This window comes from Alistipes sp. HGB5 (assembly GCF_000183485.2).
GTDB lineage: Bacteria > Bacteroidota > Bacteroidia > Bacteroidales > Rikenellaceae > Alistipes > Alistipes finegoldii.
This window is the reverse complement of sequence record NZ_AENZ01000057.1, coordinates 160,449-185,588: the sequence shown is the minus strand read 5'-3', so window position 1 is coordinate 185,588 and position 25,140 is coordinate 160,449. Positions and strand designations below refer to the sequence as shown.

Annotated in this window: 22 protein-coding genes; 1 reads left to right on the top strand and 21 read right to left on the bottom strand. The window is 52.7% G+C overall.

The window, feature by feature from the left end:
- Positions 1–35: 35 nt before the first annotated feature.
- On the bottom strand, positions 36–2,549 hold the full coding sequence (locus tag HMPREF9720_RS10535; RefSeq protein WP_009598300.1) for a DUF5686 family protein: 2,514 nt from the start codon (positions 2,547–2,549) through the stop codon (positions 36–38).
- An 89-nt stretch (positions 2,550–2,638) separates the two neighbouring features.
- Here HMPREF9720_RS10535 and ybaK point away from each other — a divergent pair, with 89 nt between their 5' ends.
- On the top strand, positions 2,639–3,130 hold the full coding sequence (gene ybaK / locus HMPREF9720_RS10530; RefSeq protein WP_009598127.1) for a Cys-tRNA(Pro) deacylase: 492 nt from the start codon (positions 2,639–2,641) through the stop codon (positions 3,128–3,130).
- Between the two features lie 9 nt (positions 3,131–3,139).
- Here the strand turns inward: ybaK and HMPREF9720_RS10525 are convergent, their stop codons facing one another.
- From HMPREF9720_RS10525 to HMPREF9720_RS10430, 20 genes are all read right to left on the bottom strand, one after another.
- Positions 3,140–4,240, bottom strand: coding sequence for a glycosyltransferase family 4 protein (locus tag HMPREF9720_RS10525; protein WP_039940478.1), 1,101 nt, complete (start codon positions 4,238–4,240; stop codon positions 3,140–3,142).
- Positions 4,241–4,280: 40 nt separating this feature from the next.
- Positions 4,281–5,351: a radical SAM protein gene (locus HMPREF9720_RS10520; RefSeq protein ID WP_009598197.1), complete on the bottom strand. Its 1,071-nt coding sequence runs from the start codon at positions 5,349–5,351 to the stop codon at positions 4,281–4,283.
- Position 5,352: 1 nt separating this feature from the next.
- On the bottom strand, positions 5,353–6,534 hold the full coding sequence (locus tag HMPREF9720_RS10515; RefSeq protein WP_009598307.1) for a glycosyltransferase: 1,182 nt from the start codon (positions 6,532–6,534) through the stop codon (positions 5,353–5,355).
- Positions 6,535–6,601: 67 nt separating this feature from the next.
- Positions 6,602–7,576, bottom strand: coding sequence for an acyltransferase family protein (locus HMPREF9720_RS10510; RefSeq protein WP_039940450.1), 975 nt, complete (start codon positions 7,574–7,576; stop codon positions 6,602–6,604).
- 6 nt (positions 7,577–7,582) lie between these two features.
- Positions 7,583–8,701 carry a glycosyltransferase family 4 protein gene (locus HMPREF9720_RS10505; RefSeq protein WP_009598267.1) on the bottom strand — a complete coding sequence of 373 codons (1,119 nt, stop codon included), beginning with the start codon at positions 8,699–8,701 and terminating at the stop codon, positions 7,583–7,585.
- A 61-nt stretch (positions 8,702–8,762) separates the two neighbouring features.
- Positions 8,763–9,707, bottom strand: a complete 945-nt coding sequence (locus tag HMPREF9720_RS14845; protein WP_009598286.1) for a glycosyltransferase family 2 protein — start codon at positions 9,705–9,707, stop codon at positions 8,763–8,765.
- Positions 9,704–10,771 carry an EpsG family protein gene (locus HMPREF9720_RS10495; RefSeq protein ID WP_009598151.1) on the bottom strand — a complete coding sequence of 356 codons (1,068 nt, stop codon included), beginning with the start codon at positions 10,769–10,771 and terminating at the stop codon, positions 9,704–9,706. The genes HMPREF9720_RS14845 and HMPREF9720_RS10495 overlap by 4 nt, the downstream gene beginning before the upstream one ends.
- A 2-nt stretch (positions 10,772–10,773) precedes the next feature.
- The gene (locus tag HMPREF9720_RS10490; protein WP_009598306.1) at positions 10,774–11,922 is read right to left on the bottom strand and encodes a polysaccharide pyruvyl transferase family protein; all 1,149 of its coding nucleotides are present in this window, start codon (positions 11,920–11,922) and stop codon (positions 10,774–10,776) included.
- Entirely contained in the window at positions 11,919–13,073 is a 1,155-nt protein-coding gene (locus HMPREF9720_RS10485; RefSeq protein WP_009598190.1) for a Coenzyme F420 hydrogenase/dehydrogenase, beta subunit C-terminal domain, read from the bottom strand. Before HMPREF9720_RS10485 ends, HMPREF9720_RS10490 begins: the two co-directional genes overlap by 4 nt.
- Position 13,074: 1 nt before the next feature.
- The gene (locus tag HMPREF9720_RS10480; RefSeq protein WP_009598241.1) at positions 13,075–14,067 is read right to left on the bottom strand and encodes an acyltransferase; all 993 of its coding nucleotides are present in this window, start codon (positions 14,065–14,067) and stop codon (positions 13,075–13,077) included.
- Positions 14,055–15,254: a hypothetical protein gene (locus HMPREF9720_RS10475; RefSeq protein WP_039940445.1), complete on the bottom strand. Its 1,200-nt coding sequence runs from the start codon at positions 15,252–15,254 to the stop codon at positions 14,055–14,057. Before HMPREF9720_RS10475 ends, HMPREF9720_RS10480 begins: the two co-directional genes overlap by 13 nt.
- Positions 15,251–16,783: an oligosaccharide flippase family protein gene (locus HMPREF9720_RS10470; RefSeq protein ID WP_009598167.1), complete on the bottom strand. Its 1,533-nt coding sequence runs from the start codon at positions 16,781–16,783 to the stop codon at positions 15,251–15,253. The genes HMPREF9720_RS10475 and HMPREF9720_RS10470 overlap by 4 nt, the downstream gene beginning before the upstream one ends.
- A 71-nt stretch (positions 16,784–16,854) precedes the next feature.
- Entirely contained in the window at positions 16,855–17,964 is a 1,110-nt protein-coding gene (rfbB, locus tag HMPREF9720_RS10465; RefSeq protein WP_009598179.1) for a dTDP-glucose 4,6-dehydratase, read from the bottom strand.
- Positions 17,965–17,974: 10 nt separating this feature from the next.
- Positions 17,975–18,838 carry a dTDP-4-dehydrorhamnose reductase gene (rfbD, locus tag HMPREF9720_RS10460; RefSeq protein ID WP_009598126.1) on the bottom strand — a complete coding sequence of 288 codons (864 nt, stop codon included), beginning with the start codon at positions 18,836–18,838 and terminating at the stop codon, positions 17,975–17,977.
- Positions 18,831–19,403 (bottom strand): dTDP-4-dehydrorhamnose 3,5-epimerase, encoded by a 573-nt coding sequence (rfbC, locus tag HMPREF9720_RS10455; protein ID WP_009598206.1) that lies wholly within the window; start codon positions 19,401–19,403, stop codon positions 18,831–18,833. Before rfbC ends, rfbD begins: the two co-directional genes overlap by 8 nt.
- A gap of 4 nt (positions 19,404–19,407) precedes the next feature.
- Positions 19,408–20,286: a glucose-1-phosphate thymidylyltransferase RfbA gene (gene rfbA / locus HMPREF9720_RS10450; protein ID WP_009598264.1), complete on the bottom strand. Its 879-nt coding sequence runs from the start codon at positions 20,284–20,286 to the stop codon at positions 19,408–19,410.
- A gap of 12 nt (positions 20,287–20,298) precedes the next feature.
- The gene (locus HMPREF9720_RS10445) at positions 20,299–21,693 is read right to left on the bottom strand and encodes an undecaprenyl-phosphate glucose phosphotransferase (RefSeq protein ID WP_009598141.1); all 1,395 of its coding nucleotides are present in this window, start codon (positions 21,691–21,693) and stop codon (positions 20,299–20,301) included.
- Between the two features lie 73 nt (positions 21,694–21,766).
- A complete protein-coding gene (locus tag HMPREF9720_RS10440; protein WP_039940443.1) occupies positions 21,767–22,303 on the bottom strand; it encodes a UpxY family transcription antiterminator in 537 nt (178 codons plus the stop codon).
- Positions 22,304–22,804: 501 nt separating this feature from the next.
- Positions 22,805–23,869, bottom strand: coding sequence for a nucleotidyltransferase domain-containing protein (locus HMPREF9720_RS10435; RefSeq protein ID WP_009598220.1), 1,065 nt, complete (start codon positions 23,867–23,869; stop codon positions 22,805–22,807).
- A 562-nt stretch (positions 23,870–24,431) separates the two neighbouring features.
- Entirely contained in the window at positions 24,432–25,139 is a 708-nt protein-coding gene (locus HMPREF9720_RS10430; protein WP_009598133.1) for an RloB family protein, read from the bottom strand.
- Between the last annotated feature and the right edge of the window lies 1 nt (position 25,140).

Below are 25,140 nucleotides of genomic sequence, written 5' to 3'. Positions count from 1 at the left end.
AGGTAGTCAAAATCTTCGACACAAGGAACCCTATGTCAGAATTTGAGGTGCATGCTCAGGTTTACGGCGAAGTTCTGCACGTCCTGTCCCGGCTTGGGATCGCGGTGGGTGAGACGCCAGATGCAGTCCACGCGCAGCAGGCGGAAGATATTTTCGACGCCGAAGCCCATTTCGACGTAAGGGTCCGAGACCGACGTCATGCCGCGGGGGAAGAGCAGCGGAGCCTGCGTGTCGGGCAGACTGCCGTCGTTCTCCTTCGAGAGCGTGCCCCACACGCCCTTGCAGACCAGCACTTCGCGCCACTTGAGTTTCTTGACGAGCGGAATGCGGCCCAGCAGGATGCCGTTGAAGTGGTGTTCGAAGAAGAGCGTCACCCATGCGTCCGATGCGAATTCGTAGAAATTCATGCACGAGAAGGCATTGGGATCGTAGAAATAGGTGCCGTTGCCTTCGTGGAGCTTGAGCAGCGGATAGGGGACCTTGCCGAAGATTTTGCCGCCCTGCAGCGTGATGTTGGAATAGCCCAGCGGCGGCAGTTCGGGTTTGTAGTGGATGCCCCCTTCGAGCCGGTAGTATTCGTAGCTGTCGTTCAGCATGGCGGGAACGCCGGCCGTGAATCCGAGCGTCAGGACGGGGTAGACCGTGCCCATGTACTGCTTGTCGAAGGGCAGGCGGTAGATGCTCTCGTTCTTCGATATACGCATCCCGACGTGCAGCGCGGCGTCCGATACGGAGTTTACGATCCGGCCGTCGGGACGCACCAGCGGCACGTAGCGGTTGCCGAAGATCTTCTGGATGCGGGCGCCGAGGAAATTGCTGGTGCCGTGGCTCCATTCGTGTTCGTAGCCGATCTCGCCGCGGTTGACCATCGAAAGCCGGGAGTCGCCGCGCGAGAGCAGCGAGCTGAGGATGTTGCTCTCCGTGAGCGCGTTCTGTCCCGCGCCCAGCTGCATCACGTCGTGCCGGCCCGAAACGGTGAGCTTGCGCGTCAGGCGGCGGTTGAAGGCCAGTTCGATGCTGCCGCCGCCCTTGAACATGCCGTCGCGCGTGCCGTAGGCCGCATATCCTGAGAGACGTATGCGTTTGCTGACGGCCGTGGTCGTGCGGAATCCCGGCTGCATGCGGAACCCTTCGAGTTTGTTGAAGCTGGCCAGTTTGTAATAGGGGCCGATACCGATGTATTTGGTGTTCCAGTAACCGACGATCACGGTGTTGATGAGCGTGTAGATGTTGCGGTAGAGCGGCACGTTCTGCACCGAATCGACCATCGAGTAGATGCCCTTCTCCTTGTCGCTCAACCGGTAGGGGCGCACTTGTTCCCAGAAGGCTTCGTCCGTGCGGCTGACTCCCTCTTCGTCGCCGATGACGACGTTGTTGTCCATGCGCGCGACTTCGTCGGGAATGGGAACCCCGACGCGCACGTCGGAGTAGACCACTTCGCGCGTGCCGATGAACGAGGTCAGCTTCGACGAGTCGCCCGTGGCGATCGAAAATTCGGCCGACACCCGGTCGCGGTGGCGGAACCACGTACTGTCGGCGACGATGCGGTTGTCGTTTTCGAGCCGCAGGTGCTTGATCCAGTTTACATTGACGCCCTTAGGCATGCGCGCCGAGGCCGACTGCAGGGCGTACGACGCCGAGTCGATATTGACTTCGCCGTCGAGTACGGGCGTGGCGAGCCGCTTGGGATGGAAACGGATTTTGTAGGTTTTGCGCCCCTCCACCTGCATGCTGTCCACCAGAAAATAGTCGTAGAAGGCCAGACCCGAATCGGAGAGCGGACTGGCGAAGCGGACGTTGAAGATGTCGATGTAATTGGCGTAGAAATTGACGTTGCCGTGCATCCGGCCCGTGAACTGGGCGATGGCGAAGCTGTCCTCGACGCCCGACACGCGGCTGGCGCGGATGATTTCGCGCGAAACGGCGGGGGTGCGCCTGCTGTGGTAATAGTCGGCCGTGGCTTCGGAGATCATGGCCGGCAGGTAGGCCTGTCCGGTGAGCGCCGAGGTGTCGATGTAGTCGAAGACGAACCCGAAATTGCGTTGCAGCCGCTTGCTGCGGAACCGGGGCTTGATGTTCGTCAGGTCGAGCTGCATCTTGGTATAGGTGGCGCAGGTGTAGCTGTCGTACAGGTCGGGATCGTTCTGGGGCTTGCGGCGGATGACGCCCCGCAGAATCGGATGCGCCGGGTTGTCGCCGGGGGTGATGACGACGCTGCCGATGCCGAACTCCACGGCTTCGAGGGCGAAGTCGATCTGGTTGAAGCCTCCCTGCACGAGCGGCTTGGTCTGCGAGGCGTAGCCGACCATCGAGGCCTGCACGCGGCTCACCGTGTCGCGGGTTTCGAGTGTGTAGATGCCCGCCTCGTCGGTGGTGATGCCCGTCGTGGTGCCGGGAAAGACGACGCTCACGAACTGCATCGGCGTGCCGTCGGCGGCGTCGGTGACGCGCCCGCGGACACGGGTGCTCTGCGCCGGCAGGACGGTGGGGAGGAACAGAACCGCGATGAGAAAGGCGAGCGGTTTGTATGTGATTTTTCGGCGAAGCATCTGACAAATGTAGCTAAAATGCGACAATCCGGGTAAAATAAACTACCTTTGCGCAACTTAAGCCGAAAAATTGAACATCAATAGCTGAGATGGCACACGGAAAAGTCGAAAAGACGAATGCGGCGCGGCTGCTCGACCGTGCGAAGATAAATTACGAGCTCGTTCCCTACGAGGTGGACGAAGAGCATCTGGCGGCGACGCACGTCGCTGAACAGCTGGGCGAGGAGATCGCCACGGTTTTCAAGACCCTCGTGCTGAAAGGCGATCGGACGGGATACTTCGTCTGCGTGGTGCCGGGGAATCATGAGGTCGATCTCAAGGCCGCGGCCCGCGTGTCGGGCAACAAGAAGGCCGATCTGATTCCGATGAAGGAACTGCTGCCCGTGACGGGTTATATACGCGGCGGCTGTTCGCCGGTCGGCATGAAAAAGCGCTTCCCGACTTATATCCACTCTTCGGCCGGGGAGCATCCGTTCATCTATATCAGCGCCGGCGTCCGGGGCCTGCAACTGAAAATCGCCCCGGCAGAGCTGATAGCATTCGTCGGGGCGACCGTGGCTGAGATCAGCCGGGAAGGGTAGTGTCTGAGTTTACCGCTCCGGCCGGGGCTTTGCGCATTTTTCATATACTGCGGCCGTTTGTCCGGCGATAGCGTCCCAGTCGTATTTTTCCATCGGATATTCCTTTTGCCGATAGGGTGCGTCGATGTTCTGCTGGAGCTTCTGCGCCAGCGCGGCTATGTCGCCGACGGGGAAATAAGCCTCTTTTTCAAGACCTACCTCCAGATTGGCCGGAATGTCGCTTACGATGACAGGCAGTCTGTAACTCATCGCTTCCAGCAATGCGATCGGAAGCCCTTCGTGCGAAGAGGGCAGTACGAAGCAGCGGGCGTGGGTGAGAAGGGCGTGCAGCTTTTTCCCCTTGATGAAGCCGGTCAGGACGACGCCCTGTTCCCGTGCGTATTTTTTGAGTCCTGCGGAGTACTCGTCTTCGAAATCCGTATCTCCGGCCAGCACCAGTCTGCACCCCTTGTTGTCGGTCTTCGAGAAAGCTTCGATCAGGTGGTGCAGGTTCTTTTCCGGGACGAAGCGGCACATGCTGAAGATGTATTTCCCCTTTTCGACGCCCGTTTCTTCGAGATATTCCGGAAAATCGACGATCTGGGGAGCCGGAACCCCGTTGTAAATCAGGTGACACTCTTTGCGGTGGTATTTGCGGATCAGCATGTCGTTTATGACGTTCGAAATCACGATGATTTCATTGGCGAAGCGTGCGCCCATCATTTCACCCAGTCTGAGTACCGTTTTGGCCGCCGCACCCCATTTGTCCCGGTCGTAATCCGGTCCGTGGTGGGTAAATACCACCTTCAGTCCCAGCAGGCGTGCGACCGGCGTCAGCAGCGCCGGGCCGACGGCGTGGATGTGGATGATGTCGGCTTTCAGCTTTTTGGCTTCGAGGACGGCCCGGAACGTATGGACGATCGCTTCGAACGACTTCTTTTTCGGGGTTGCGAGATCGACGAGCGTGATTCCCTCGTATTGCCGCAGCGTGTCGTGCACGTAGCTTTTCCGCCGTATTACGGTTACGTCGAATCCCTTCCGGGCGATACGCGGAAACAGCTCTTCGCAGTGCGTTTCCACGCCGCCCATGATGCCGGGAATCCCACGGGTGCCGGTGACGACTATTTTCATAGCCGGAAAACGGTCATTCTTTTTGGCATTCACGGCTTGGTTAGAATTTTTCCCGCAAATCGCCCTGCATCGGGTCTTGGCCGACATCGCACCACTTCTTGTCCAGACAGGCCGGTTTTCCCCGCAGGCTGCGGAGCTTGTTTCTGAGCGCCCACCTCAGCGGGTATTTCATGTATTTGTGCATTACAGGACTGGCCGTACCGACCATCCAGCAGTTTTTCGGGCATTTCCGGACCATGGCGCGGACTTCCTGCGCCCGGTCGCTCTCCCAGATATTCATGAAGTCGGGCGTTTCGTGGATATTGCCCATAGATTTCTGCCAGTATTTCTCTTCGAGACCGTTGCACGGATACACCTCGCCGAAAGGATCGATGAAGAAGTTCGCCGAACCCGCTTCGCACGGCAGCATGCGGCGGCCGCCTTCGATGTAGTTGATCAGCCCCATATTGAACCATGCGCGGAACCAGCTTTTCGGATGGTTCTCCTGCAACTGCCATTCGATCAGCTGTTCGAAGTTTTTGCACACCTCGTCCTTGTTGGTGATTACGTTGTCGTCCTTGTGGAAATAATAGGAGTTGTGGAAAGCCGCCGTAGCGAACTCCATGCCCAAGGACAGCGACAGCTGATAGAGCGAGAGCATATCCTTGGAATTGTTGTTCGATACGGTGCAGCCGAATCCGATGTCTTTCAGCCCCATTTGCTTCAGCGTGAGCAGTGTTCTCAGCCCTTTGTCGAAGCCGCCGGCATGTCCGCGCAGCTCGTCGTTCTTGCAGCTCAGGCCTTCGATCGAGATGCGGATGCCGATGTTCGGGAACTGTTTGGCCAATGCCACGACTTTGTCTTCGAACCATCCGGACGTGGAGATGACGATGCGGTCCGTATGTTTGTAGCACTCCTCCACGATCTCCGCCAGATCCTCGCGGACGAAAGGTTCTCCGCCGGTAAGGTTGATGAATTTCAGGCGCGGCAGCGTACGGAGGTCCGCAGCTTTGATCTCGTCGTCTTTTTTCGTGGGGTTGAACCAGATGTTGCACATCTTGCATTTCATCGGACAACGATAGGTCAGGATAATGCTGGCGTCGGTGGGGTGCGGGATATTCCGGGTATTCATTTTATATGTTGTTGTAGATTTTCATAAGTTCTGTATAGTACCTCTCTGCCGAATATCTTTTTTGGGCGTCGAGTGCGATCTGACGGTATTCGAACGGGGTTGCGAACATTTGGGCGATCTGAGTTTTCAGCTCTTCTGCGTTTCCGGGCATGAACAGCATTCCGGTCTTGCCTTCGTCTATCAGTTCGGGGATGCCGCCGATCCGGGCGCCCAAAACGGGTGTGCCCAAGCACTGAGATTCGATGACGGAAAACGGGTTGTTCTCATACCATTCCGAGGGGAGTACGCAGAACCGTGCCTTACCGACAATCTCCTTTATCTCGTCCCATTGTCTGTATCCGAGCAGTTCGATATCCGCTCCCGCAGCCTGTGCTGTCAGTATCTCCTGCAGTGGACCGTTGCCGATGATCTTTAGTTTGAGGGGTAGTCCTTTTGCAGCCTCGATCAACGTTCCGATCCCTTTTTCGTGCGACAGTCGGCCGACATAACAATAATAATCGTCCTTGTCATAGTTTTCCCGCCGTACTTTCGCGGTATTTATGAAATTGCAGCATGTACGTATTTTCTCCTTTGTAAATCCGCCCTGCACCATTTTGTCCTTCAGGAACCGGCTTGGGGAGATGAAAGCATCCGTGTAGTTCTCCAGTTTTTCACGCGGCCATTTCAGGGCTTCCCGATAAGCGATGTAGCTGGCTATGCGCGAATTTTTCATACACTTGTATTCGAGGACCTTGTGTTTGTCCGAGAAGCATGCCTCGCAGAGGGTCGCACCGTTGCGCAGGCAGTCGTAACGTGGACACAGGAGTTTGTAGTCATGCAATGTCCAGACAACTTTTATCCCTTTTCCGTGCGCGATCTTGGCGAGAACGGGCGAGAGTTGCGTATGAATATTGCCCAAGTGCACGATGTCGGGGCGGAAGTCGTCCAGCAGTTTGGTGAATTTGCGCTTGACCTCTCCCGTGCCGAATGGCCGGAAGAAGGCTTCCAGCATTTTCAATCCGGGCGTGAATTTTATTTCGCTTGGAAAATAACCGCTCCATGGGGAGGGTATGTTTTCCGGATATTGCATGGCGAAAACGGCCGTTTCATGCCCGTGCGACTCAAGGAGATTCCTCAGGTTCAGGATGTAGGTGCAATCCCCTCCCCGGGGATAATAAAATTTATTGGCTAACAGTATTTTCATGGATCATGGGATATGGTCTACGCAATTGTACATGGCAATCCGACCTGTTGAAAATGCCGATGAGGCTTTATAACCCGAAGCATCTGGCCAGCGCCTTGCTGCCTGTTTTCCGGATGGCTTTGGAGATCAGTACCGGCATATACAAAGCCAGCAGGATGCTCACGACGTACAAAGGCCAGTAGAGGCCAGCCATTCCGAGTCTGGCATAGATGAACCGGATTGCTATCTGGAAGAATATTCCCATCAGGAAAATTTGGAACGTATACTCCCTGAAGCTTCCGAAAAGGCCGGGAAAGCGCCGTGATAAAAACATGCAAAGGGTCAGCGAGAAAAATATCCCGACGAATATATTCAATAGCGGAATGCCGGGATACAGTGAACATACTACCATCAATGCCGTGCAGCACCAAAGGAGTACGGGAGTGTCCAAGAATTTCCCCCCCCCGTATTTGGAGATCAATATTCCCGTATAAAAAAAGAGCAGATAGCTGGACGCATATGAAATGCAGAATACTTCTATATCCTTCGGGAAGAAGAAATAGATGAGCAGGGCGGCACAAAACACGAACACGCTTTTCATCTTGCCGCCCAGCGACCATTTGTATATGGGGAAGAACAGGAACAGAACGAAGAGAGTCGATATGAACCACATTTCAGCCAACGGATTGGATCTAAACGTAACTATGTCGAGGATTTCCGACCATGAAAAGTCTACCGGCCGTCTCATTAGCGGATTGAAGGCATATTTCAGAAAGAACGTTGCGCAGGTGAATGCGGCATAGGGGATCAGCAACCTTTTTGCCTTGTCTCCGATGGTCTCCACGTATCTCTTGTTCCGCCCTATTTTTGTCAGGTAAAACAGAAATCCGGAAATGAACATGAATAGCGGCATGTGAAAACTGTATATGATCCGTTCGATCTCCGCACTGACGGGGGTTTCGGGATCTTGGAACACATTCGTCAATGTCACATGCCCGATGACGACCAGTAACATGCTCCACCCTTGAAGGACGGATAGCCAGTTGATTCTGTTTATAGTCATCTGTCTTTATTTTATATTTTCGGCTATTTTTTTATCCTGAAAGATGTCTAGGAAAGTCTGGGCAATATGGCTGTTGGCCAGATTATCTCGGTATGCAATGCAGTTTTTTACATAGAAGGAATTATTCGCAATAATCTCTTTCAAATCGTGTTCATCCCAATTATCTTTTGCTATACCTAATTGATGGCTGTTTATAATATAGGAGTTCGTGGGAACGGTATTCGAAATGACCGGAGTTCCGCAGGAGAGTGTTTCAGGAATGGAAACCATGTTATTGTCTTGGTACGTATTGATCAATAACGCTTTTGCGTGAGCTGTATATTCGCTCATTTGGACATGGGGCAGGAACCCGGTAAATATTATATTGTTTTGTGTGTCGGAAATTATGGATTGTCTTTTGAGTTGTTCCTCCAAGGGGCCTTGTCCTATGACATACAATTTAAAGTCTTTATATTGTTTATCCTTTATCAAGGCTGCGAATTTCGTAATAATCGAGGAAATGTTTTTACGTTCTATTAATTGAGAAATGACGATGAAAAAATCTTTTTTTTCTGCCGATACCGCAAATTTCTCGATATTAACTCCATGTTCAATACATTCAGTCGTTGTTTTTTTATGGTATCTTTTTATGAAATCATAAGCAGCTTCGGAACGGGGGACTACAAGTATTTTTCGCATGAATAGCGGCGCAATGCAATTGTACCATATCTTCGACGGCAGCTTATGCAGTTTTCTAGGATGTAAGGCCAATTCATGCCATACTATGGTTTTGCGAGGGTATAATAGCGACGCAAATAGACTTTGAAAAGAAAATACCTCGCTGCTGATTATGAGATCGTATTGTTGACTGTTCTGTTTTAGGTGTTTCCACAGATCTCGTGAGAACGGAAGTACGGACGGTGGAAAGATTCTTTTCAAGTCCGATTTGAAAAACAAAATTTTAAAATCATATTCTTCTTTCTTGCATGGTTGGTATTCCATTGCTGCCGCCAATGTTATGTCATGCCCCAATTGTTTAAATCCAAGACATAAATTGTAGATCATCGTGTCTTTAATTGAAGATACGGTCGGGATTGCATTGCTTTCGGCGGTATAAAGAATCGGATTCAATATTAAAATTCGCATGGATCGTTATTTTGTTTGTTCATAGATATGGGGCGATCTCATTGGATGTTTTCTTGTGTCTCTATCTTCCCATTATCCCTAATAAATAGGTTTTAATAGCTGAACCTAATTTCCATCCGTTGCGGATGATCTTGTTGCTCCAAGCCGGGGTTCGGTTCAGAATTCGAAGATATAATAGCTCTGTTCTGTTGAATTTGGTGTAATTGAATTTTTTCTCAACACTCTTCGATACGTCTTTATTATTTCTCAATGCCTGAAAAATAGCGTCTGTAATTACCAAACGTGCAATGATTTCGTTCAGATATGTATTTTGGGACTCGCAGAGCTTTTTGAATAAATCACCTTGTATATATATGTTTTTTTCGAGGCGGTCATTGAATGTCGATTCCTGATACTCGTAACTCATCAGGATATTTGGCGTAACACATACATTATAGTGTACGGCGATGGCCATCCACATATACAAGTCTTCGCCTGTATGCAGATTCTCTGGAAAATAACCAACTTTCCCGAAAGCTTCCACCGGGATTACAGCACACGAAGCATTGCAAAATGGACTTTTGTGTTTGAAGTATTCTTTGAAATAATCTTGTATGACACCTTCGGTCGGATAGGCATATCGGATCTCCCGGTGTTTTTTCCGTAAAATGTATCCAGCCGAATAGATGCCGCATCCGGGATACTTATCTATCAGGCGTGCGATTTCGCTAAGATAATCCGGATACCAAAGGTCGTCAGCGTCGAGAAACGCAATATACTTTTTCCGGGATTGCCTTATCCCGTAATTGCGGGCGGACGATACGCCGCCGTTCGGTTTGGAAAAGACCCTGATCCGGGGATCATCGAATTGGCGTGCGATTTCCAAGCTGCGGTCCGTCGATCCGTCGTCTACGATATTTATTTCAAAATCGGGGAACGTTTGATTCAATACGGACTGTACGGTATTGCGGATACAGTCTTGTTTATTATACAAGGGGATTACAACGGAGAACATCAGAGCGGTCAATTACTGAATATATTGGAATAGGGTACGATCTCGCTGAGATTTTTAAAGAGATAATAAATATAGACGGAAAGCCCATACGCAATGAATATCACGGTATACAAATATTTCTGGAATGTTTTTTTGACCAGATATAGAAGGTGCGGGATGGCCACGATCTGCATCAGGCTGAAATAACTGGCAATACGGCCTGAAAATGCACCCAGTCCGGCAAGTAAGTTGACCATGATTACTCCGAGGATATATAATTTGAAATATATATTGTTCGCGTCCTTATTGATGTACAGCATGAATACGGCCACCAGATTGAGCCCAAGGTTGGAGAGCAGGTTCCTCGATTCGTTAACGCTTCCCCCGCTTAGGTAATAGTCATAGTTGCTCGAAGCGAATAAATTGGCTATGGGTTTGAGAGTCTCCTTGAACCATGCCGTAAAGAACATGCCGATAGTGAAACTGATGGCTATTGCGAGCGCATATTTGAGTTTGTTGTCGAAATTCAAGTTCGCTTTATAAAACGCCCAGACGAACAGGAAGACATATAAAGCAGACATGTGTATGGCCATTGCCAATAGCATCAGCAGCAGGTAATATTGGTTTTTGTCTTTCTCCAAAAAGGGGATGGCCAACAACAGGAAGGACATTGCCACCGACTGGCGCATCGCGTTCATGGAGTTCCCGTAAAAGTACAGCGAGATATAAAGGAAAACCGAGAACAGCGGCCATTTGCTTTGCTTGTTGAGTGCATAGAAGAGCGGTATGGCGTTCAAGGCAGCCAACATGACCAAAACTCCCCTGTAATTGTTCGCGTTGCGGAAATACCTTAACATTGCCAGCCAGATGAATTCCGCGGTTTTATAATTTTCGTTGGCTGCTACGTAGGCGTCGTTATTGGCATATTGGTAATATATTGTGTAATACGCCTCGGAATCTGTTCCCACCCCCAGACTCCGGTAGGCGGCCAGAAAGAACAAGGCGAAAGCGACTCCTATGTATACGACTTTGTTGTTGGCCCTTTTTACGAGCGATAAAAAGAGTACGATCAAAACAAGGTAAATGTAAAACTCCATGTCTATTTGTTAAGGTTTGTTCGGAGGAAAAGAAGGGCTTTTCTCCGCTCCGACTGCAATATTCCGTTACATCGCTCCCAATCGACCGGAGCCGTTATCAGGCTGTCGGTCAATTCCCCGGCATTATGAATCAACCGGCCTTCGAGGCCGAACGTCCTTAACAGGGAAGTGAAACGGGTTTCGCCCCTGCTGCAGTTGGCTATGGCGATGAACGGTTTGTTGAACAGGATGGAGAACACGCAGCCGTGGAAAGAATCGACAACGACATACCGGGCGTCCATGAACCCGCGCAGCCATTGTTCTACGGCTGGGGAGGTACACTCTTCCGGATACATCGCGCAGTTCAGGACGTCCGCTTCCCGGTGCGGCATCACGCTAAACGGAGTCAGACCCAATTTCCGGGACACGTTGCCGACGATCGTTGATTTTTCCGGGGACGGGTCTAGGATATAGGTCAGCAGGTTCCCTTTGCTTGCAAGGGTGTGCCGATCCGTTGCCAGTTTCTCGTACTGTTCCCGCCTGAGCAGCATTGTTGGGTCGAGGACATGTTCCGCCGCGACTCCCAGATAATTTCGGCATAATGTAACTCCGGAGTCCTCGCGCACGGATATGGCATCGAATTTTTTTGCATAACCGGCACACACCTGTTGCGTTTGCCGGTCGTATTCCCATGTGTCGACCCCGAACGATGCTGCGTAGGCGATCCGAACGATATTGTCCCGGTGGTCGAAATCGATAAAATAATTGGCGATGCAGGGGGAGAAGACCGGACGCCATACTTGGTCGCTACCCACGACATATGCATCTATGTGCTCGTTGCCGGCCGCCTGCCGGAGCGCTTTTGTTCCCAAGAGCGGCCGGGTATGAGGGATATGCCTGTCGATGAACGCCGAGGTATGCCGGCTGATTGTCCGCATTTGACCGGCGGTCATCCATATGGACAAGATGTTTTCCTTTTTTTCTGCGCCGAGACAATAAAGTAGTATTCTTTTTGCGCTGCGGAGCACTTTTCGCAGGAAAGGGGTATGGTGGTGTCTGTCCAGCACGCACACTTCATGCCCCAATCCCTTCAATACTTCGCACAGCGCGTAGCATTGGAGTATCCCGCCGTAATTCCTCTGCAGCGGTTGGGTCAATATGCCTATTTTCATCGTAATTTTTTAATAAGCCGTCTTGCCGCCCGACGCAACCTTATCGTGAGCGGGACTTTCGTAAGCCGGTTTACCAGCCGGGAAAAATCCTCTTTTCCGAGGTTCTCGAAAAAACATTCCCTTTGCGGCGGGACGGGAGCTGAAATTTCGATCGAATGGTTTCCTTTCAGAGCCTGCCCGTATATAATCTCTTCCGAAATAATTGGCAATTTATCGTATATGCGTTTCCCTTTGACCGTATTGACCAGTATCAATCCGGTTCCTTTGTCGTCATCCAGCCTTGGCGCTATATGTTCGATTCCCCAAAAGTCCGCCAATGTAATGTCGGCTCCGGATTTGCCTGATTTTGACGGACATTGATGACAGGATGGCCGCAGATATAAATTGGCGAGGAATCCGCGCATATACTTGTTCCGGTAGAACTTTTCGGTATGCAGAACCTCTTTGTCCGGTGACGAAATATGGAGTGAGAAGCTGTACTCTTTCCAGCCGGTGCGCTTGTCGCGGAAATTTATCCCGACGATACGTCCGATCGGAGATAAATTCTGAGTTGTTTGTTTCAAATACTCTTTCCATACACCCGGACTGGGAACTCCGTGGCATACGATGTCCATAGAGAGTAAATTGTCGTATTCTTTTCCGAGGAACCGGCGTAATCCCGCAATCTGGCACGGGGTTCCGGTGAACAACACTTCACGGCCCTGTTTCAGGAACTTCTCAGCCTGACTGAATGTCTCCCCGATCCTGCTTTGTACGTATTTGCTGCCCCGGAATGCAGCCAGTCCGTCCGTACATTCGGTGTAACTGTGTACGACATTCCAGTTCTCGTCGAACCGGGCACCGAAGACAACCCCGCCCCGGCCGATGATCTCTCCGGCCAGCAAAGTGAAAGCTCCACCCGACGAACTTACCATCCGGATTTCTTCATTTCCGTTTCGGCCGGCCATGACTTTCAAAGGTTTGCTTTTGGGATTTTGGTTGATGACCGGGCATACTTTTTCGCATAGGCCGCAACCGACACACCGGGCCTTATCTACTTGAGGGTAAATGAATCCTTCGGCGTCTTCGGACTGTCCGATGCACTGCTGGGGACATTTTTGTACGCATGCGTTGCAACCGCAGCAATCCCGTTTATTCCGGATTTCGATCATGTTATGAAAAGCCTATGTATTTGCGGATGGAAGTCGGCACCAATTTCATGGTGGCAACGATGACAACAATACTTATTGTCAGAACCAATATGAAATTGAAGTCGTGGTAGCCGCATAATTTGTTCAGTACCATATTTACCAGCATGTGGATCAGATAAATGCCGAAGGATATTTCCCCGACCTTGGCGATGCTGCGGACAATGAAGCGATCTTTACGGGCAGTTAGATAGCGTTGCAGGGGACTTGCGAATAGCATGATAATGAAATAGAGCGAAAAAAGGAACGAAAAGACCTTGATGCCGAGCCCCGTTACCTGTCCTGTGCAGTGCATGATGACGAAGCTTTCTGCGACGGACAGCAGGAAGAAAAGAAGCACCAGCGGGTAAACGTATTTCATTTGAACCGTATGGTTCCGTAGATAGATTCCGATCACGAAGAACATGATCCACAGCGGGAACGGCCCGGCATATACGATCAATGGTATTTCCATCCGATATACATAAAGCAGGATTTCCAAACAGGATATGCAGGCGATGCTGATTGCGACGGCTGCCAGCACCCCCCCCCTTAGGGAGCGTCCCATTTTCTGCATTAAGGGCAGCAGTGCGTAATACTGGACGATAAGGATAATGAAGTAGTAGATGGAGAATCCGCCGAAGAAAAAAAGTAGCCACGAGGTCACGGAATTTTCCCGGTGCAGGTACGCCAGGATCAGATAGGGAACCGACCAGACCAGCATGGGAATGTATACCTTTACCGCCTGTCTTTTCAGGAACTCTTTATATGCAGTCGGGGTGTCTGTTTTTTTATTTGCCATGAAATAACCCGATATCGCCAGAAACAGCGGGACGGCCGCATTCAGCAGGTTCCTGAATTCCACCCCGAAAAGATTCAGAACGGGACCTTCCATGGCGGAATAGTCGATGCAGTGAAGACATACGACCATGATAATGGCTATGCCCCTGAGAAAGTCGAAATAAACTATGCGTTGCATTTAGTAATTTTCTTTTTCAGCCCTCTTAGCATCCGTTCGAGACGGGTGCCCCGTATGCAGGATACGAAAAAGTCTTTGGAGAATTTTATATAGGCGGCAATGCGGATTGCCGGAGTGATCTGTTTCTTGAAAAAGGGATAGAGTTCGATATAGGTATGGTTTTTCAACCAACGTTGTCCGTATAAGAATATCAGATAATCCCTCTTGTGCGATTGGTAACAGCCGATATCGAAGACATTTTTATATAACTCCAGTTGCCCCAGTGCCTCCAGGGACAGGAGCGTGCGGGAACATTTCTCGCATTTGCCGCAATTTGCGGCTGTGATTGTACACACGTTCAGATAATTGTACGATGGGGCATAAGTGATAACGCGTTTTGTTTTCTCCAATCGGGTCAGTGCTCCGCCTTCCGAATGGATCCTCAGATTCCGGGTCGAAAACGCTTCGGCCAAAAGCAGGTCGTAATAGGCGCAATCCCGATCGTAATTGTCCGAAAGGGAAAATTCTGCAAATGGCTGGCCTGAGGCATAATAGTATACCGAATACAATTTCTGGAGACAGTAGATTGCAAAGGAACTGGTAAAAGTATGGGTTTGGTAGTGATCCTGCGGAATTACATCCATGATATTGGAGTTCGATTCGACGAACTTGAACCCGAATTCCTCACAGAATTTCCGCGAATGCTCTTTCCTTTCTGCAAACAACCGACGGGCGTGTTCCCCTTCCCCGTGTGATCCCACGTTATTGAACGTGAGGTGTGTGATCCGGTGCTTCGGGTATTTTGCATCGTTATTCCCGGCCAGGGCGTGAAAGGAATCTATGCCGCATGAGATGCCTGTCCCTACGGCATTGTCACAGGGCAGTTCACTGTGGTCGACCTCTGCCGTAATGCGGGTGTGGTACATGCGGGCGTCACCTTTGGCAATGGCCTCGATCAGGTAAGTCGTTATTTGGTAATGCAGATCTTCGCCCATCGGGGCTTCGCACGTGATGTCATGCCCGTTGCGCATCGCATAGTTCAGGAGACCTATGACGAAAGCATCCGAGCGTTCCCAGCAGAGATATTCCCCGTATTCCCTGCGGACTTCAAACCAGATGGTATTCCTGTTGCCGTCGATGTCGACCAGTGACTGTATTCTGGCATATTCTCCTCTCTGGGAGAAGTCAGGGCGATGGATAGTGATCATATTTTTCTGTGAAAATAACCGCGTATCTTGTTCCGTATATACAGCCGTTCTTCAGGGCCGAGCCCCCAGCACCATGTCGTGCCTGCAATAGAGACGGACGAGATCAGAACGGTAATTGCGAAATGAAAAAAAGTAGGGGAGGCATAGTACACAAATACAGCCGGGATGACGATGGCGATAATCCCGACTTTCGCCTGCACGAGGAAAACCTTATGGATATATTTTTTCGAAGGAAAATGGACGGAATGTCTCAATACGTACAAACGGGCGAACAATCCGATGAAGGATATGATTATCGCTACGACGAAGGCTACGTAGGACGGGAATCCGAGTTGGTAAAACAGCAGGGTCAATGCGAAAGTGAGCAGGTAGCCTGCGGAAACGACGAGCTGGTAATTGCGTATTTTCCCGGATGCGAAGGCTACCGAAGCAATCGGGGTGAACGAAGAGTTGATCAACAGGTCGATAACGACCAGTTGCGTGAACAGCACGGAGTAGTCGGGCACGTTTTTCAGCCAGAGTTGCAATAGATACTGTGTTTGTAGTAAAACCGGCAGTGACAGCAGGAACAGCAGGTAAAAAGAGTATCTGGATGCCATGAAGACCAACTTGTACATATAACTGTAATTCCCCTGTGAATAGGATTTTACGATCTGAGGCTGTACGGCTACCATGAAATTTGTGACGAAAGCATTCACTGTCCCCTGTATCTGGTAGGCTATTCCCCGGGCCGCATTCTGGATAGGCCCGAAGAACATGTTGATCAGGATATTCACGCCCTGGCTGCTGAAGAGGTTGGAGAGGGTGCCGGTAAACATCCATCCCGAGAAGCAGAACATCTGGGCAAAAAGGTCTTTCTCGAAGATAAAGCGGTACTTGCACTCTGTGAAATTCCGCTTGCAATAGGTGGCATAGATCATTCTGACAATGACTGCTACGACAAGCAGCAGGAATGCGTAGAGGACCAATTTGTCGAAAGACAAGTATACGAGCAGGAAAACGACCGTCAGTTTGAGCGAAACTTCCGCGATCGAAACGTAGGCGAAGACTTTCATTCGCTCGTGGGCGATGATCACTGCATTATACGGGACGCTGATGATCGAAACGGCCAGGGTCAGGATTGAAAATTGGTATACCCACAATGCTGCGTGCATGCGTTCCGCCGGAATTTCCAACTGGGTGCTGACGAACCATAGTCCGATCGTCTCGGCCAACAGAATGACGGATAGCGCGATCAGGTAGTGTCCGGTCAGTGCAATCGAAAAAACCTTTTCCAACTTCAGGGCATTGCCCTGTCCCATTTCGTAATTCAGGAAGCGTTGCGTGGCCGTGGCCAGGGAGCTGTTTAAAAAGGAGAACATGACTACCACGCCCCCGACCACGTTGTAGATGCCGAAATCCTCTACACCCAATGTATTCAATACCACGCGGGATGTATACAAAGATACCCCCATGGTGAATAGCATGCGGAAATACAGCAAAAAGGTATTTTTTGCGATCCGTTTGTTGTTCTCGGATTTCACCGACATGGTTTCCCCCATGTTAATCTGATGGATGTGTGTGGTTGTTTGCCAGCGATTTGCATGTCATGCGGTCGGAACTACCTCTCCTTGTACATGCTTTGGTAGTATTTTTCATACTCTCCTGAAGTAATGTCGTCCATCCATTTTTGGTTCTGGAGGTACCAGCGGACGGTCTTTTCGATCCCCTCTTCGAACTGCAGGCTGGGCTGCCAGCCCAGCTCGTCTTTGAGTTTGCGCGAGTCGATGGCGTATCTCAGGTCGTGACCCGCGCGGTCGGCGACATACGTGATCAGCTTTTCCGAAGCGCCTTCGGGATTGCCCAGCAGCCGGTCCACGGTTTTGACGATCACCCGTATCAGGTCGATGTTCTTCCATTCGTTGAAACCCCCGATGTTGTACGTGTCGGCGACCTTGCCCTTGTGGAAGATCACGTCGATGGCCCGTGCGTGGTCCTCGACGTAGAGCCAGTCGCGGACGTTCTCCCCGCGGCCGTACACGGGCAGCGGCCTTCGGTGGCGGATGTTGTTGATGAACAGCGGAATCAGCTTCTCCGGGAACTGGTAGGGCCCGTAGTTGTTCGAGCAGTTCGTAACCAGCGTCGGCATGCCGTACGTGTCGTGGTAGGCCCGCACGAAGTGGTCCGACGAAGCCTTCGACGCCGAGTAGGGGCTGTGCGGGTCGTACTTCGTCTCCTCGGTGAAGAACTCCTCGCCGAAAGGACCGCCGCCGCTCTCGCAGCCCGCAGGGTCCCCCGCGGGGCGGGTCAGCTCCAGCGCACCGTACACTTCGTCGGTCGAGATGTGGTAGAACAGCTTGCCCGCCCAATTGCCGTTCCAATGCTCCCGCGCAGCTTCGAGCAGCGACAGCGTGCCCATGACGTTCGTACGCGCGAAGGTGAACGGATCCCTGATCGAGCGGTCCACGTGGCTCTCGGCTGCGAGGTGGATCACCCCGTCGATGCCGTACTGCCGGAACAGTTCACGCATCGCCTCGAAGTCGCAGATGTCGCCCCTGACGAAAGTGTAGTTCGGCCGCTCCTCGATGTCCCGCAGGTTGGCAAGGTTGCCAGCATAGGTCAGCTTGTCGAGGTTGACGATCCGGTAATCGGGGTATTTGGTCACGAAAAGACGGACCACATGCGAGCCGATGAAGCCCGCGCCGCCCGTGATGAGGATAGTGCGTTGCATAGTGATTGGATTATTCGGCGAGTTGTTTCAGGCAGTAGATCATAGCCTCCCTCCAGTGGGGGATGTCCATCTGGAAGGTGGTCTTGATCTTGGTTTTGTCCAGCACCGAGTAGGCCGGGCGCTGGGCCTTGGTCGGAAACTCCGACGTGTGGCAGGGGATGATGCGGCATGAGTCGTGACCCGCGGCCGCGGCGATCTCCGTCGCGAAGTCGTACCACGAGCAGACGCCCTCGTCGGTGAAGTGGTACACGCCCTCGTTGCCCGCGTAGCGTTCCGACTCGATGATCGAGAAGATCGCAAGCGCCAAGTCCCCGGCGTAGGTCGGAGTGCCGATCTGGTCGAAGACCACCTGCAGCGTATCCCGCTCCGAAGTCAGACGCAGCATCGTCTTCAGGAAGTTGTGTCCGTACTCCGAATAGAGCCACGCCGTGCGGAAGATCAGATACCGGCACCCGGACGCCATGACGGCGCGTTCGCCCGCAAGCTTCGTACGCCCGTAGGCTCCCAGCGGCGAGGGAGCCGTATCCTCCCTGTAGGGCGTATGGGCCGTGCCGTCGAAGACGTAGTCCGTCGAGACGTGGAACAGCGTCGCGCCCGTCGCCTTGGCCGCCGCCGCGAGGTTGCCCGCAGCCTTGTGGTTCAGCAGGTCCGCACGCGGTTCGTCCTCCTCGGCCCGCTCCACGTCGGTGTAGGCCGCGCAGTTTACGATAACGTCGATGCGCCGCTCCTCGACCGTTCGCAGAACGGCAGCCGCATCGGTGATGTCTAGTTCCGCGACGTCCGTACAGATATAGTTGTGGGGCGAGACACAGCCCAGACGCCGCAGGGCGCTGCCAAGCTGACCGTTCGCGCCCGTAATCAGGATATTAAGCATAATAGTCTTCGTTATAGTCGAACAGTTCCCCGGCCTCCGACAGCAGCGGGTGGGCGCTGTCCTTGGGCGAGAGGACGACATCTTCGGGGGCCAGACGCCAGTCGATACCCAGCGACGGGTCGTTCCATGCAATGGCGCCCTCCGATTCGGGGGCGTAGGGGTTGTCGCACTTGTATTGGAACGTCGCTTCGTCGCTCAGCACGGCGAAGCCGTGCGCGAAGCCCCGCGGAATGAAGAACTGACGCTTGTTGTCTTCCGTCAGCTCCACCGCCACGTGGCGGCCGAACGTGGGGGAGCCGCGGCGGATATCCACCGCGACGTCGAGCACGCGGCCCCGGACCACGCGGACGAGTTTCGACTGGGAGTACCGCCCTTTCTGGAAATGGAGGCCCCGCAGCACGCCGTAGCGTGAGTGCGATTCGTTGTCCTGCACGAAGCGCACGGGACGGACCTCTGCGTCGAAACGGCGCTGCGAGTAGCTCTCGAAGAAGTAGCCCCGCGCGTCGCCGAAAACCTCCGGCTCTAGGATAACAACGCCGTCTATGGCGGTTGTCAGAACTTTCATGGGATTATTTTTCGTCGAGGAGTTTCAAAAGGTATTGTCCGTACTGGTTCCTGAGCATCGGCTCGGCAAGTGCGCGCAGCTTGTCCGCCGTGATCCACCCGTTGCGGTAGGCGATGCCTTCCAGACAGGCGATCTTAAGTCCCTGACGCTTCTCGATGACCTCCACGAAGATCGAGGCCTCGGCCAAGGAGTCGTGCGTGCCCGTATCCAGCCATGCGAAGCCGCGCTGGAGCGTCTGCACCTTCAGCTCGCCGCTTTGCAGGAAACACTGGTTCACGCTCGTGATCTCAAGCTCCCCGCGGGCCGAGGGCTTGATGCTCTTGGCCACATCCACGACCTTGTTCGGATAGAAGTACAGGCCCACGACTGCGTAGTTAGACTTCGGATGGGCGGGTTTCTCCTCGATCGAAAGGCAGTTGCCCTTATCGTCGAACTCCGCGACCCCGTAGCGGCCCGGATCGTCGACGCGGTAGCCGAAGACCGTGGCCTTGCCATCCTCCTCGGCCGTACGGACGGCCTCGCGAAGAAGACCCGTGAAACCGGAACCGTAGAAGATGTTGTCGCCAAGAACGAGGCACGCGGAATCGCCGCCGAGGAAATCCTCGCCGATCAGAAAAGCCTGTGCAAGACCGTCCGGAGATGGCTGTGCCGCGTAGTCGATACGCACGCCGTAGTCGGAGCCGTCGCCCAGCAGACGCCGGAAACCCGGAAGGTCCTCCGGAGTCGAGATCACGAGGATTTCGCGGATGCCCGCTAGAAGAAGCGCCGAGAGCGGGTAGTAGACCATCGGCTTGTCGTAGACCGGAAGCAGCTGCTTGCTGACCCCCTTCGTGATCGGATACAGGCGGCTGCCGCTGCCACCCGCCAAAATAAGGCCTTTCATTATTCAAGTGAATTAATATGCGTTTTCATCCCGCTTCAGCGCATTCCACACCGTCAGGAGCATGATGCGTATATCCAGCAGCAGAGACCAGTTTTCGAGATACCAGATGTCGCGGCGCACGCGGCCCTCCATCTGGCTCAACTCGTGGGTCTCGCCGCGGTATCCCGTCACTTGCGCCCAGCCCGTGATGCCGGGCTTGATCAGGTGGCGCACCATGTATTTATTGACCAGCTTGGAGTAAAGCTCGGTGTGCTGGAGCATGTGGGGACGGGGACCGACGATCGACATGTCGCCTTTCAGCACGTTGATGAACTGGGGAAGCTCGTCGATGCTCGATTTGCGCAGGAAGCTGCCGAAACGGGTCTTGCGCGGATCGTTTTTCGTCGCCTGCACCCGGTCGGCCTCGTCGTTTACGCGCATCGACCGGAACTTGATGCAGCCGAACGTGCGGCCGTTTTCGCCGCTGCGCTCCTGAATGAAGAATACCGGGCCTTTCGAAGTCAGCTTGATGCCCAAGGCCACGAAGAGATAGACGACGGGGAAGAGTGTGCAGAGGAAGGCGCCGGATACCGCGACGTCGAACGCGCGTTTGACGAAACGGTTCGAAACCTGCCGCAGCGGCTCTTCGCGGATATAGAGGATCGGTACGTTGCCCAGCAGTTCGAGGTTCATCGCGCGTTTCATGTAGTTGCGCAGGTTGGGCACATAGTAGAACCGCACGAAATTGTTTTCGCAGTAGTCCATGATCGGGAATATCTCCTCCAGATAGCGGTCGGTGGAGAGGCAGCAGTACACCTCGTTGACCGGATGGCGTTTCAGCCACGGCAGGGCTTCGTCTACGCTGCCCAGACACGGGGTGTTGCCGGGCAGGGCCTTGTCGTCATGGTTGCTGAAAAAACCGAGTACGCGGTAGCCGGTGCTGGTGTTGTCCACCATTTCGTGATACACCTCCAGCGCATTGTCCTTGCTGCCGACGATGATGACCCGCCGCGAGTTGCGTCCGTGTCCGCGGGTGATCTTGACCGCCATGCGGCAGATGTAGCGCCACAGCATCAGCGCGACGGTGAGCGATATGTAGAAGACGCCGATCAGCCGGAGCGGCAGCAGGCCGTAACTCCATACGGTCTGTATCAGTGTAAAGAATCCGATGTGGCAGAGTACGACGTAAAACACGCGGCGTATGATCTCCTCGTAGGGAACGATCCGCGAAGAGAGGATCACGCCGAACCACGAAAGTCCGGGGATGAAACAGATGTTGAGACAGGCGAATATCTCCAGCGAGTGGGCGACATATGCCGGCTGGGGAAACAGCGTCAGCGCGAATATCCAAGAAAGATTGAGTAGAAATAGATCACCGATAATTACAGGAAGCTTGATCAGCAGGGATTCCTGCATGACTTGTTTCATAAATCGAAAATTTAGAGGCGTTAATTTCCGTATTGAACGTATGTCGGATTACGTATGGATATAAAATGAATTGCTAATCTATCTTTGCGATGTATTTCAGCGGAATATAGGCCGTCAGGGCGGTTGCGACGTTGCGGATCGCCACGGCGACCTTGCTGTGTCCCTTGTGGCGGATGTAGCGGCCTTCGATTCCGGCGAATATGCCCTCCGTGACGCGTACCGGATCTCCCTTTTCCAGATCCACGTCCTGCGGCGCGACGATTTCGACGTGCTCGTTCTGCGTGGCGACGACGGCCATGAAGTCCTGCATCTGCCGCTCCGGAATAACCGTCGGCGATTTGCTTTCGCGGTCCATGATGTAGCGGATCGGAAGGGTGGTGGTCGCTTTTATCTCCCGCAGCCGGTCGGCCGATGTGCGGATGAACAGCAGGTTGTGGATCAGCGGCTCCCAGACCTTGCGTCTTTTGCCGCCGTAGGTCCGTTCAGCGAAGTGCATGGGTACGTAGCTCTCGATCCCGATACTGTCCAGATAGCTCTTTGCGGCCATTTCCCGGCTGTACGTGACACGTATTGCGTACCATTGCTGTTCGGTTTGCGGCTCTTCACACATGGGCACACCTTGGGGACACCTCCGCAGACGAAGTGCGGTTGTCAGTCGTTTTGATTCGGTTTATTGAAACATTCGCTCGCGTGCATTCCTACCCATAGGACCTGCACATCCTTTCGTCCGGTGCAAATATAAGCAATTTTCCCCATACGGCAACACCGCGGCGGGTCGATTCCGTTTGCAGCCTAAACAATAAAGGGCACAAAAAGGTCCGGAAATTCCGGATTCGCGCCTCTTTATGTCCTTTGTCGTACCGGCACGCCCCAAACGGTGCATATCGGTTTTCCTTTCGGACGCAAAGTTAATCTTTTATTTTTAATTGGCAATAAACGGACGATTTTTTTGATTTTTAGGCGAAAGAAGACTTCTTCGCCGGCCCGGCGGCCTGTTCGGCGTATTCGCGGCCGCCGCCGGGTGACGGGCGCCGGTCTGCCGCCCTTGCCGTGCCGATGCGGCGGGCCGTACGGCGCTGCGTCCGCACTTCCCTGCGCGGCCTGCGGCGCATTATCGGAACAGGGTGAACCTTTCGTTCCACTGGGCGCGTATCGTGTCGTAATAATAGCGCCACGGGGACGTCCGCAGGACGCGGCGCAGCCGCCAGCGGTTGTGTATGGGGCTGAACAGCTTGAAATAGAGCTTGGGCAGCGTCCGGGTCGGCATGGGGCGCATGGCGTATATTTCCCGCATGAAACGCTCCAGCATGCCTGCATCGCAGGCCGGCTCCGGAACTTCGGTGCCCAGATACCGGACGGCGGCGGCCGTCATCAGCGCTTCGAAACGGTCCAGCCGGTAGTCGGCCAGCGCTTTGTGGAACAGTTGCCGGTCGATTTCATGGCCGTGCCGCTCCAGAAAGCAGGCCCAGTCGCAGAGATGCCGGACCGCGATTCCCTCCTTCTGGTAGTGCACGGCCGCATGGCGGAGCAGGTATATCGCGTTGAAGGTTGCCGGCGGGACGGCGATGTTTTCGCCGATTTCGCACACGCCCTCCTGCTCCAGCACTGCCGTCAGCAGGGCGTTCAGTTCCCGTTCGCTCCGGTTGCGCCGGACATTGAGAATGGTCCGGTGATTTTCGATCAGAATGCCGTCCCACGTATGGGACGAATGTTTCGGAACGTCGAAATAGGGCTGCGCCCCCATTTGCAGCAGCAGGCGGTCGCCTTCGTCGGAGGCCCCGAACAGGTAGATGTCGATGTCGCCGCACTCACGATGCGCCGGAACGGGGTAGTCCCTGCTCAGCCCCAGCCCCTTCAGTACGAGCATGCGGATGCCGTTTTCGGCGAAGGCTGCCGCCATCTTCGCGGTCTTTTCCTGCTGGCGGCGGTAGCGTTTCTCCTGCCTTTCGGCCGTCAAGGCCCAGCGGAGCCGAATATCCCGCGGCGGCCGTAGCTTTTCGGGCAGACGCTCCATGCCGTCTCCGATCACCGCGCATACGCCCTGATCGGCCGCCATGCGGAAGATGTCGTCCCATTGCCGTGCTGAGATTTTCCCGGTGACAGCCGGAGCGCAGTCCGGTTTCAGCCCGCTGCGCAGCAGCTGAAAGAAGTGGCGGGTATCGTTTTCCGAATACATAAGATGCTTTTGAGTGTTGCGGTGTGTAGTGTCGTTGCCGTGCAAAGATAGCGGATTTCCGCAAATATTCAAGATCTTGCCGGAACGGCCGGAGTTTTGCGGAGCGGGGCAAATGAAAAAACGTCCCGAATGATTCAGGACGTTTCGCCGAGTTTCGGACTCTTTTCTGTGATCCCGCTGGGATCTTTTGTGATTCAGCTGGAATCATCCAGTGATCCGTCTGGGGTTTACCTCCGAAACTGTGTTATATGTGGGCTACAGCGGCTTTAGGTGGCTGATTCTCCTTCATTTCTATACCAATTATAGAGTTCGAAATTACAGTAGGTCACACACAGGTTATGTAACTAAGTTGCCGCAGTGCGTTTTTTGTCGTTTTTTGGTTACGCGAGAACGTATGATCCTTGCAAGATCACGTAATTATCCTAAAGCATGCCTGTTGATGTCCTGAATATAAGTTTATACAGTAAGAATATTGTTCGAGGTATATGTTGGGTTACATTTAAGTTATGCAGTGGGTGCCTAATCCTGATCATTTTAAAATTGCAGCATAACCACACCATTCTTAACTTTCTATTTTTGAGATAAGCTTAGAATTAAGATCGTCATCTTCTCCAATTAATTGCAGTACTAATTTATATACAAGTGTACACGGATTATGTGTATGGAACCTTTGGTCTTCAAATTGGTCGTGCAGGCTTTTTGCCCATCTTATTGCAGCATTTTGATTCCCATATTGATTAATTATATCATAATTATTAGGGGCGTTTTTAGCATATTCATAATCTTTCTTCTTTTTCTTATTTTTAGGTGACGTATTGACAGCATCCGAAATCGCTTTTTTATATTCCTCCCTGCTCATTGCAGTGACTCTATTATGAAAATGCAATAGATACCATAATTCGAATGCCTCATTGCTCCATGCGCAATTGATATTATTCTGTCGCGCTTTAATTATAGCGCCGTTGAATTGATCCGGAGAGAAACTATCTTTATCAAAAACAGCCCATACACTATCGTAATCAAAAGAGGAATTTAATTCAATAGCTTTATCCACAACCTGCATTGTATTAATCCCACCACCGTCGATTGTCAACTCATAAACGATAGTCCCCTTTCTAGTCTTATTAAAAACTCTAAAATAATTGGGCTCGGTTTTCTCTCCCTCGCATACAATTAAAATATTGCAATTAATAACACGTACTTTTCTTTTAGGAGCAGAGTGTTGTCGTCTCTTGAGGATAGCATTATCAATTTTTATCTTTCTTGCCATG

Excerpts from the sequence above, each read along its gene's own strand:
- HMPREF9720_RS10535 (WP_009598300.1), bottom strand. The coding sequence starts at position 2,549 with ATGCTTCGCCGAAAAATCACATACAAACCGCTCGCCTTTCTCATCGCG.
- ybaK (WP_009598127.1), top strand. The coding sequence starts at position 2,639 with ATGGCACACGGAAAAGTCGAAAAGACGAATGCGGCGCGGCTGCTCGAC.
- HMPREF9720_RS10525 (WP_039940478.1), bottom strand. The coding sequence starts at position 4,240 with ATGAAAATAGTCGTCACCGGCACCCGTGGGATTCCCGGCATCATGGGC.
- HMPREF9720_RS10520 (WP_009598197.1), bottom strand. The coding sequence starts at position 5,351 with ATGAATACCCGGAATATCCCGCACCCCACCGACGCCAGCATTATCCTG.
- HMPREF9720_RS10515 (WP_009598307.1), bottom strand. The coding sequence starts at position 6,534 with ATGAAAATACTGTTAGCCAATAAATTTTATTATCCCCGGGGAGGGGAT.
- HMPREF9720_RS10510 (WP_039940450.1), bottom strand. The coding sequence starts at position 7,576 with ATGACTATAAACAGAATCAACTGGCTATCCGTCCTTCAAGGGTGGAGC.
- HMPREF9720_RS10505 (WP_009598267.1), bottom strand. The coding sequence starts at position 8,701 with ATGCGAATTTTAATATTGAATCCGATTCTTTATACCGCCGAAAGCAAT.
- HMPREF9720_RS10495 (WP_009598151.1), bottom strand. The coding sequence starts at position 10,771 with ATGGAGTTTTACATTTACCTTGTTTTGATCGTACTCTTTTTATCGCTC.
- HMPREF9720_RS10490 (WP_009598306.1), bottom strand. The coding sequence starts at position 11,922 with ATGAAAATAGGCATATTGACCCAACCGCTGCAGAGGAATTACGGCGGG.
- HMPREF9720_RS10485 (WP_009598190.1), bottom strand. The coding sequence starts at position 13,073 with ATGATCGAAATCCGGAATAAACGGGATTGCTGCGGTTGCAACGCATGC.
- HMPREF9720_RS10480 (WP_009598241.1), bottom strand. The coding sequence starts at position 14,067 with ATGCAACGCATAGTTTATTTCGACTTTCTCAGGGGCATAGCCATTATC.
- HMPREF9720_RS10475 (WP_039940445.1), bottom strand. The coding sequence starts at position 15,254 with ATGATCACTATCCATCGCCCTGACTTCTCCCAGAGAGGAGAATATGCC.
- HMPREF9720_RS10470 (WP_009598167.1), bottom strand. The coding sequence starts at position 16,783 with ATGTCGGTGAAATCCGAGAACAACAAACGGATCGCAAAAAATACCTTT.
- rfbB (WP_009598179.1), bottom strand. The coding sequence starts at position 17,964 with ATGCAACGCACTATCCTCATCACGGGCGGCGCGGGCTTCATCGGCTCG.
- rfbD (WP_009598126.1), bottom strand. The coding sequence starts at position 18,838 with ATGCTTAATATCCTGATTACGGGCGCGAACGGTCAGCTTGGCAGCGCC.
- rfbC (WP_009598206.1), bottom strand. The coding sequence starts at position 19,403 with ATGAAAGTTCTGACAACCGCCATAGACGGCGTTGTTATCCTAGAGCCG.
- rfbA (WP_009598264.1), bottom strand. The coding sequence starts at position 20,286 with ATGAAAGGCCTTATTTTGGCGGGTGGCAGCGGCAGCCGCCTGTATCCG.
- HMPREF9720_RS10445 (WP_009598141.1), bottom strand. The coding sequence starts at position 21,693 with ATGAAACAAGTCATGCAGGAATCCCTGCTGATCAAGCTTCCTGTAATT.
- HMPREF9720_RS10440 (WP_039940443.1), bottom strand. The coding sequence starts at position 22,303 with ATGTGTGAAGAGCCGCAAACCGAACAGCAATGGTACGCAATACGTGTC.
- HMPREF9720_RS10435 (WP_009598220.1), bottom strand. The coding sequence starts at position 23,869 with ATGTATTCGGAAAACGATACCCGCCACTTCTTTCAGCTGCTGCGCAGC.
- HMPREF9720_RS10430 (WP_009598133.1), bottom strand. The coding sequence starts at position 25,139 with ATGGCAAGAAAGATAAAAATTGATAATGCTATCCTCAAGAGACGACAA.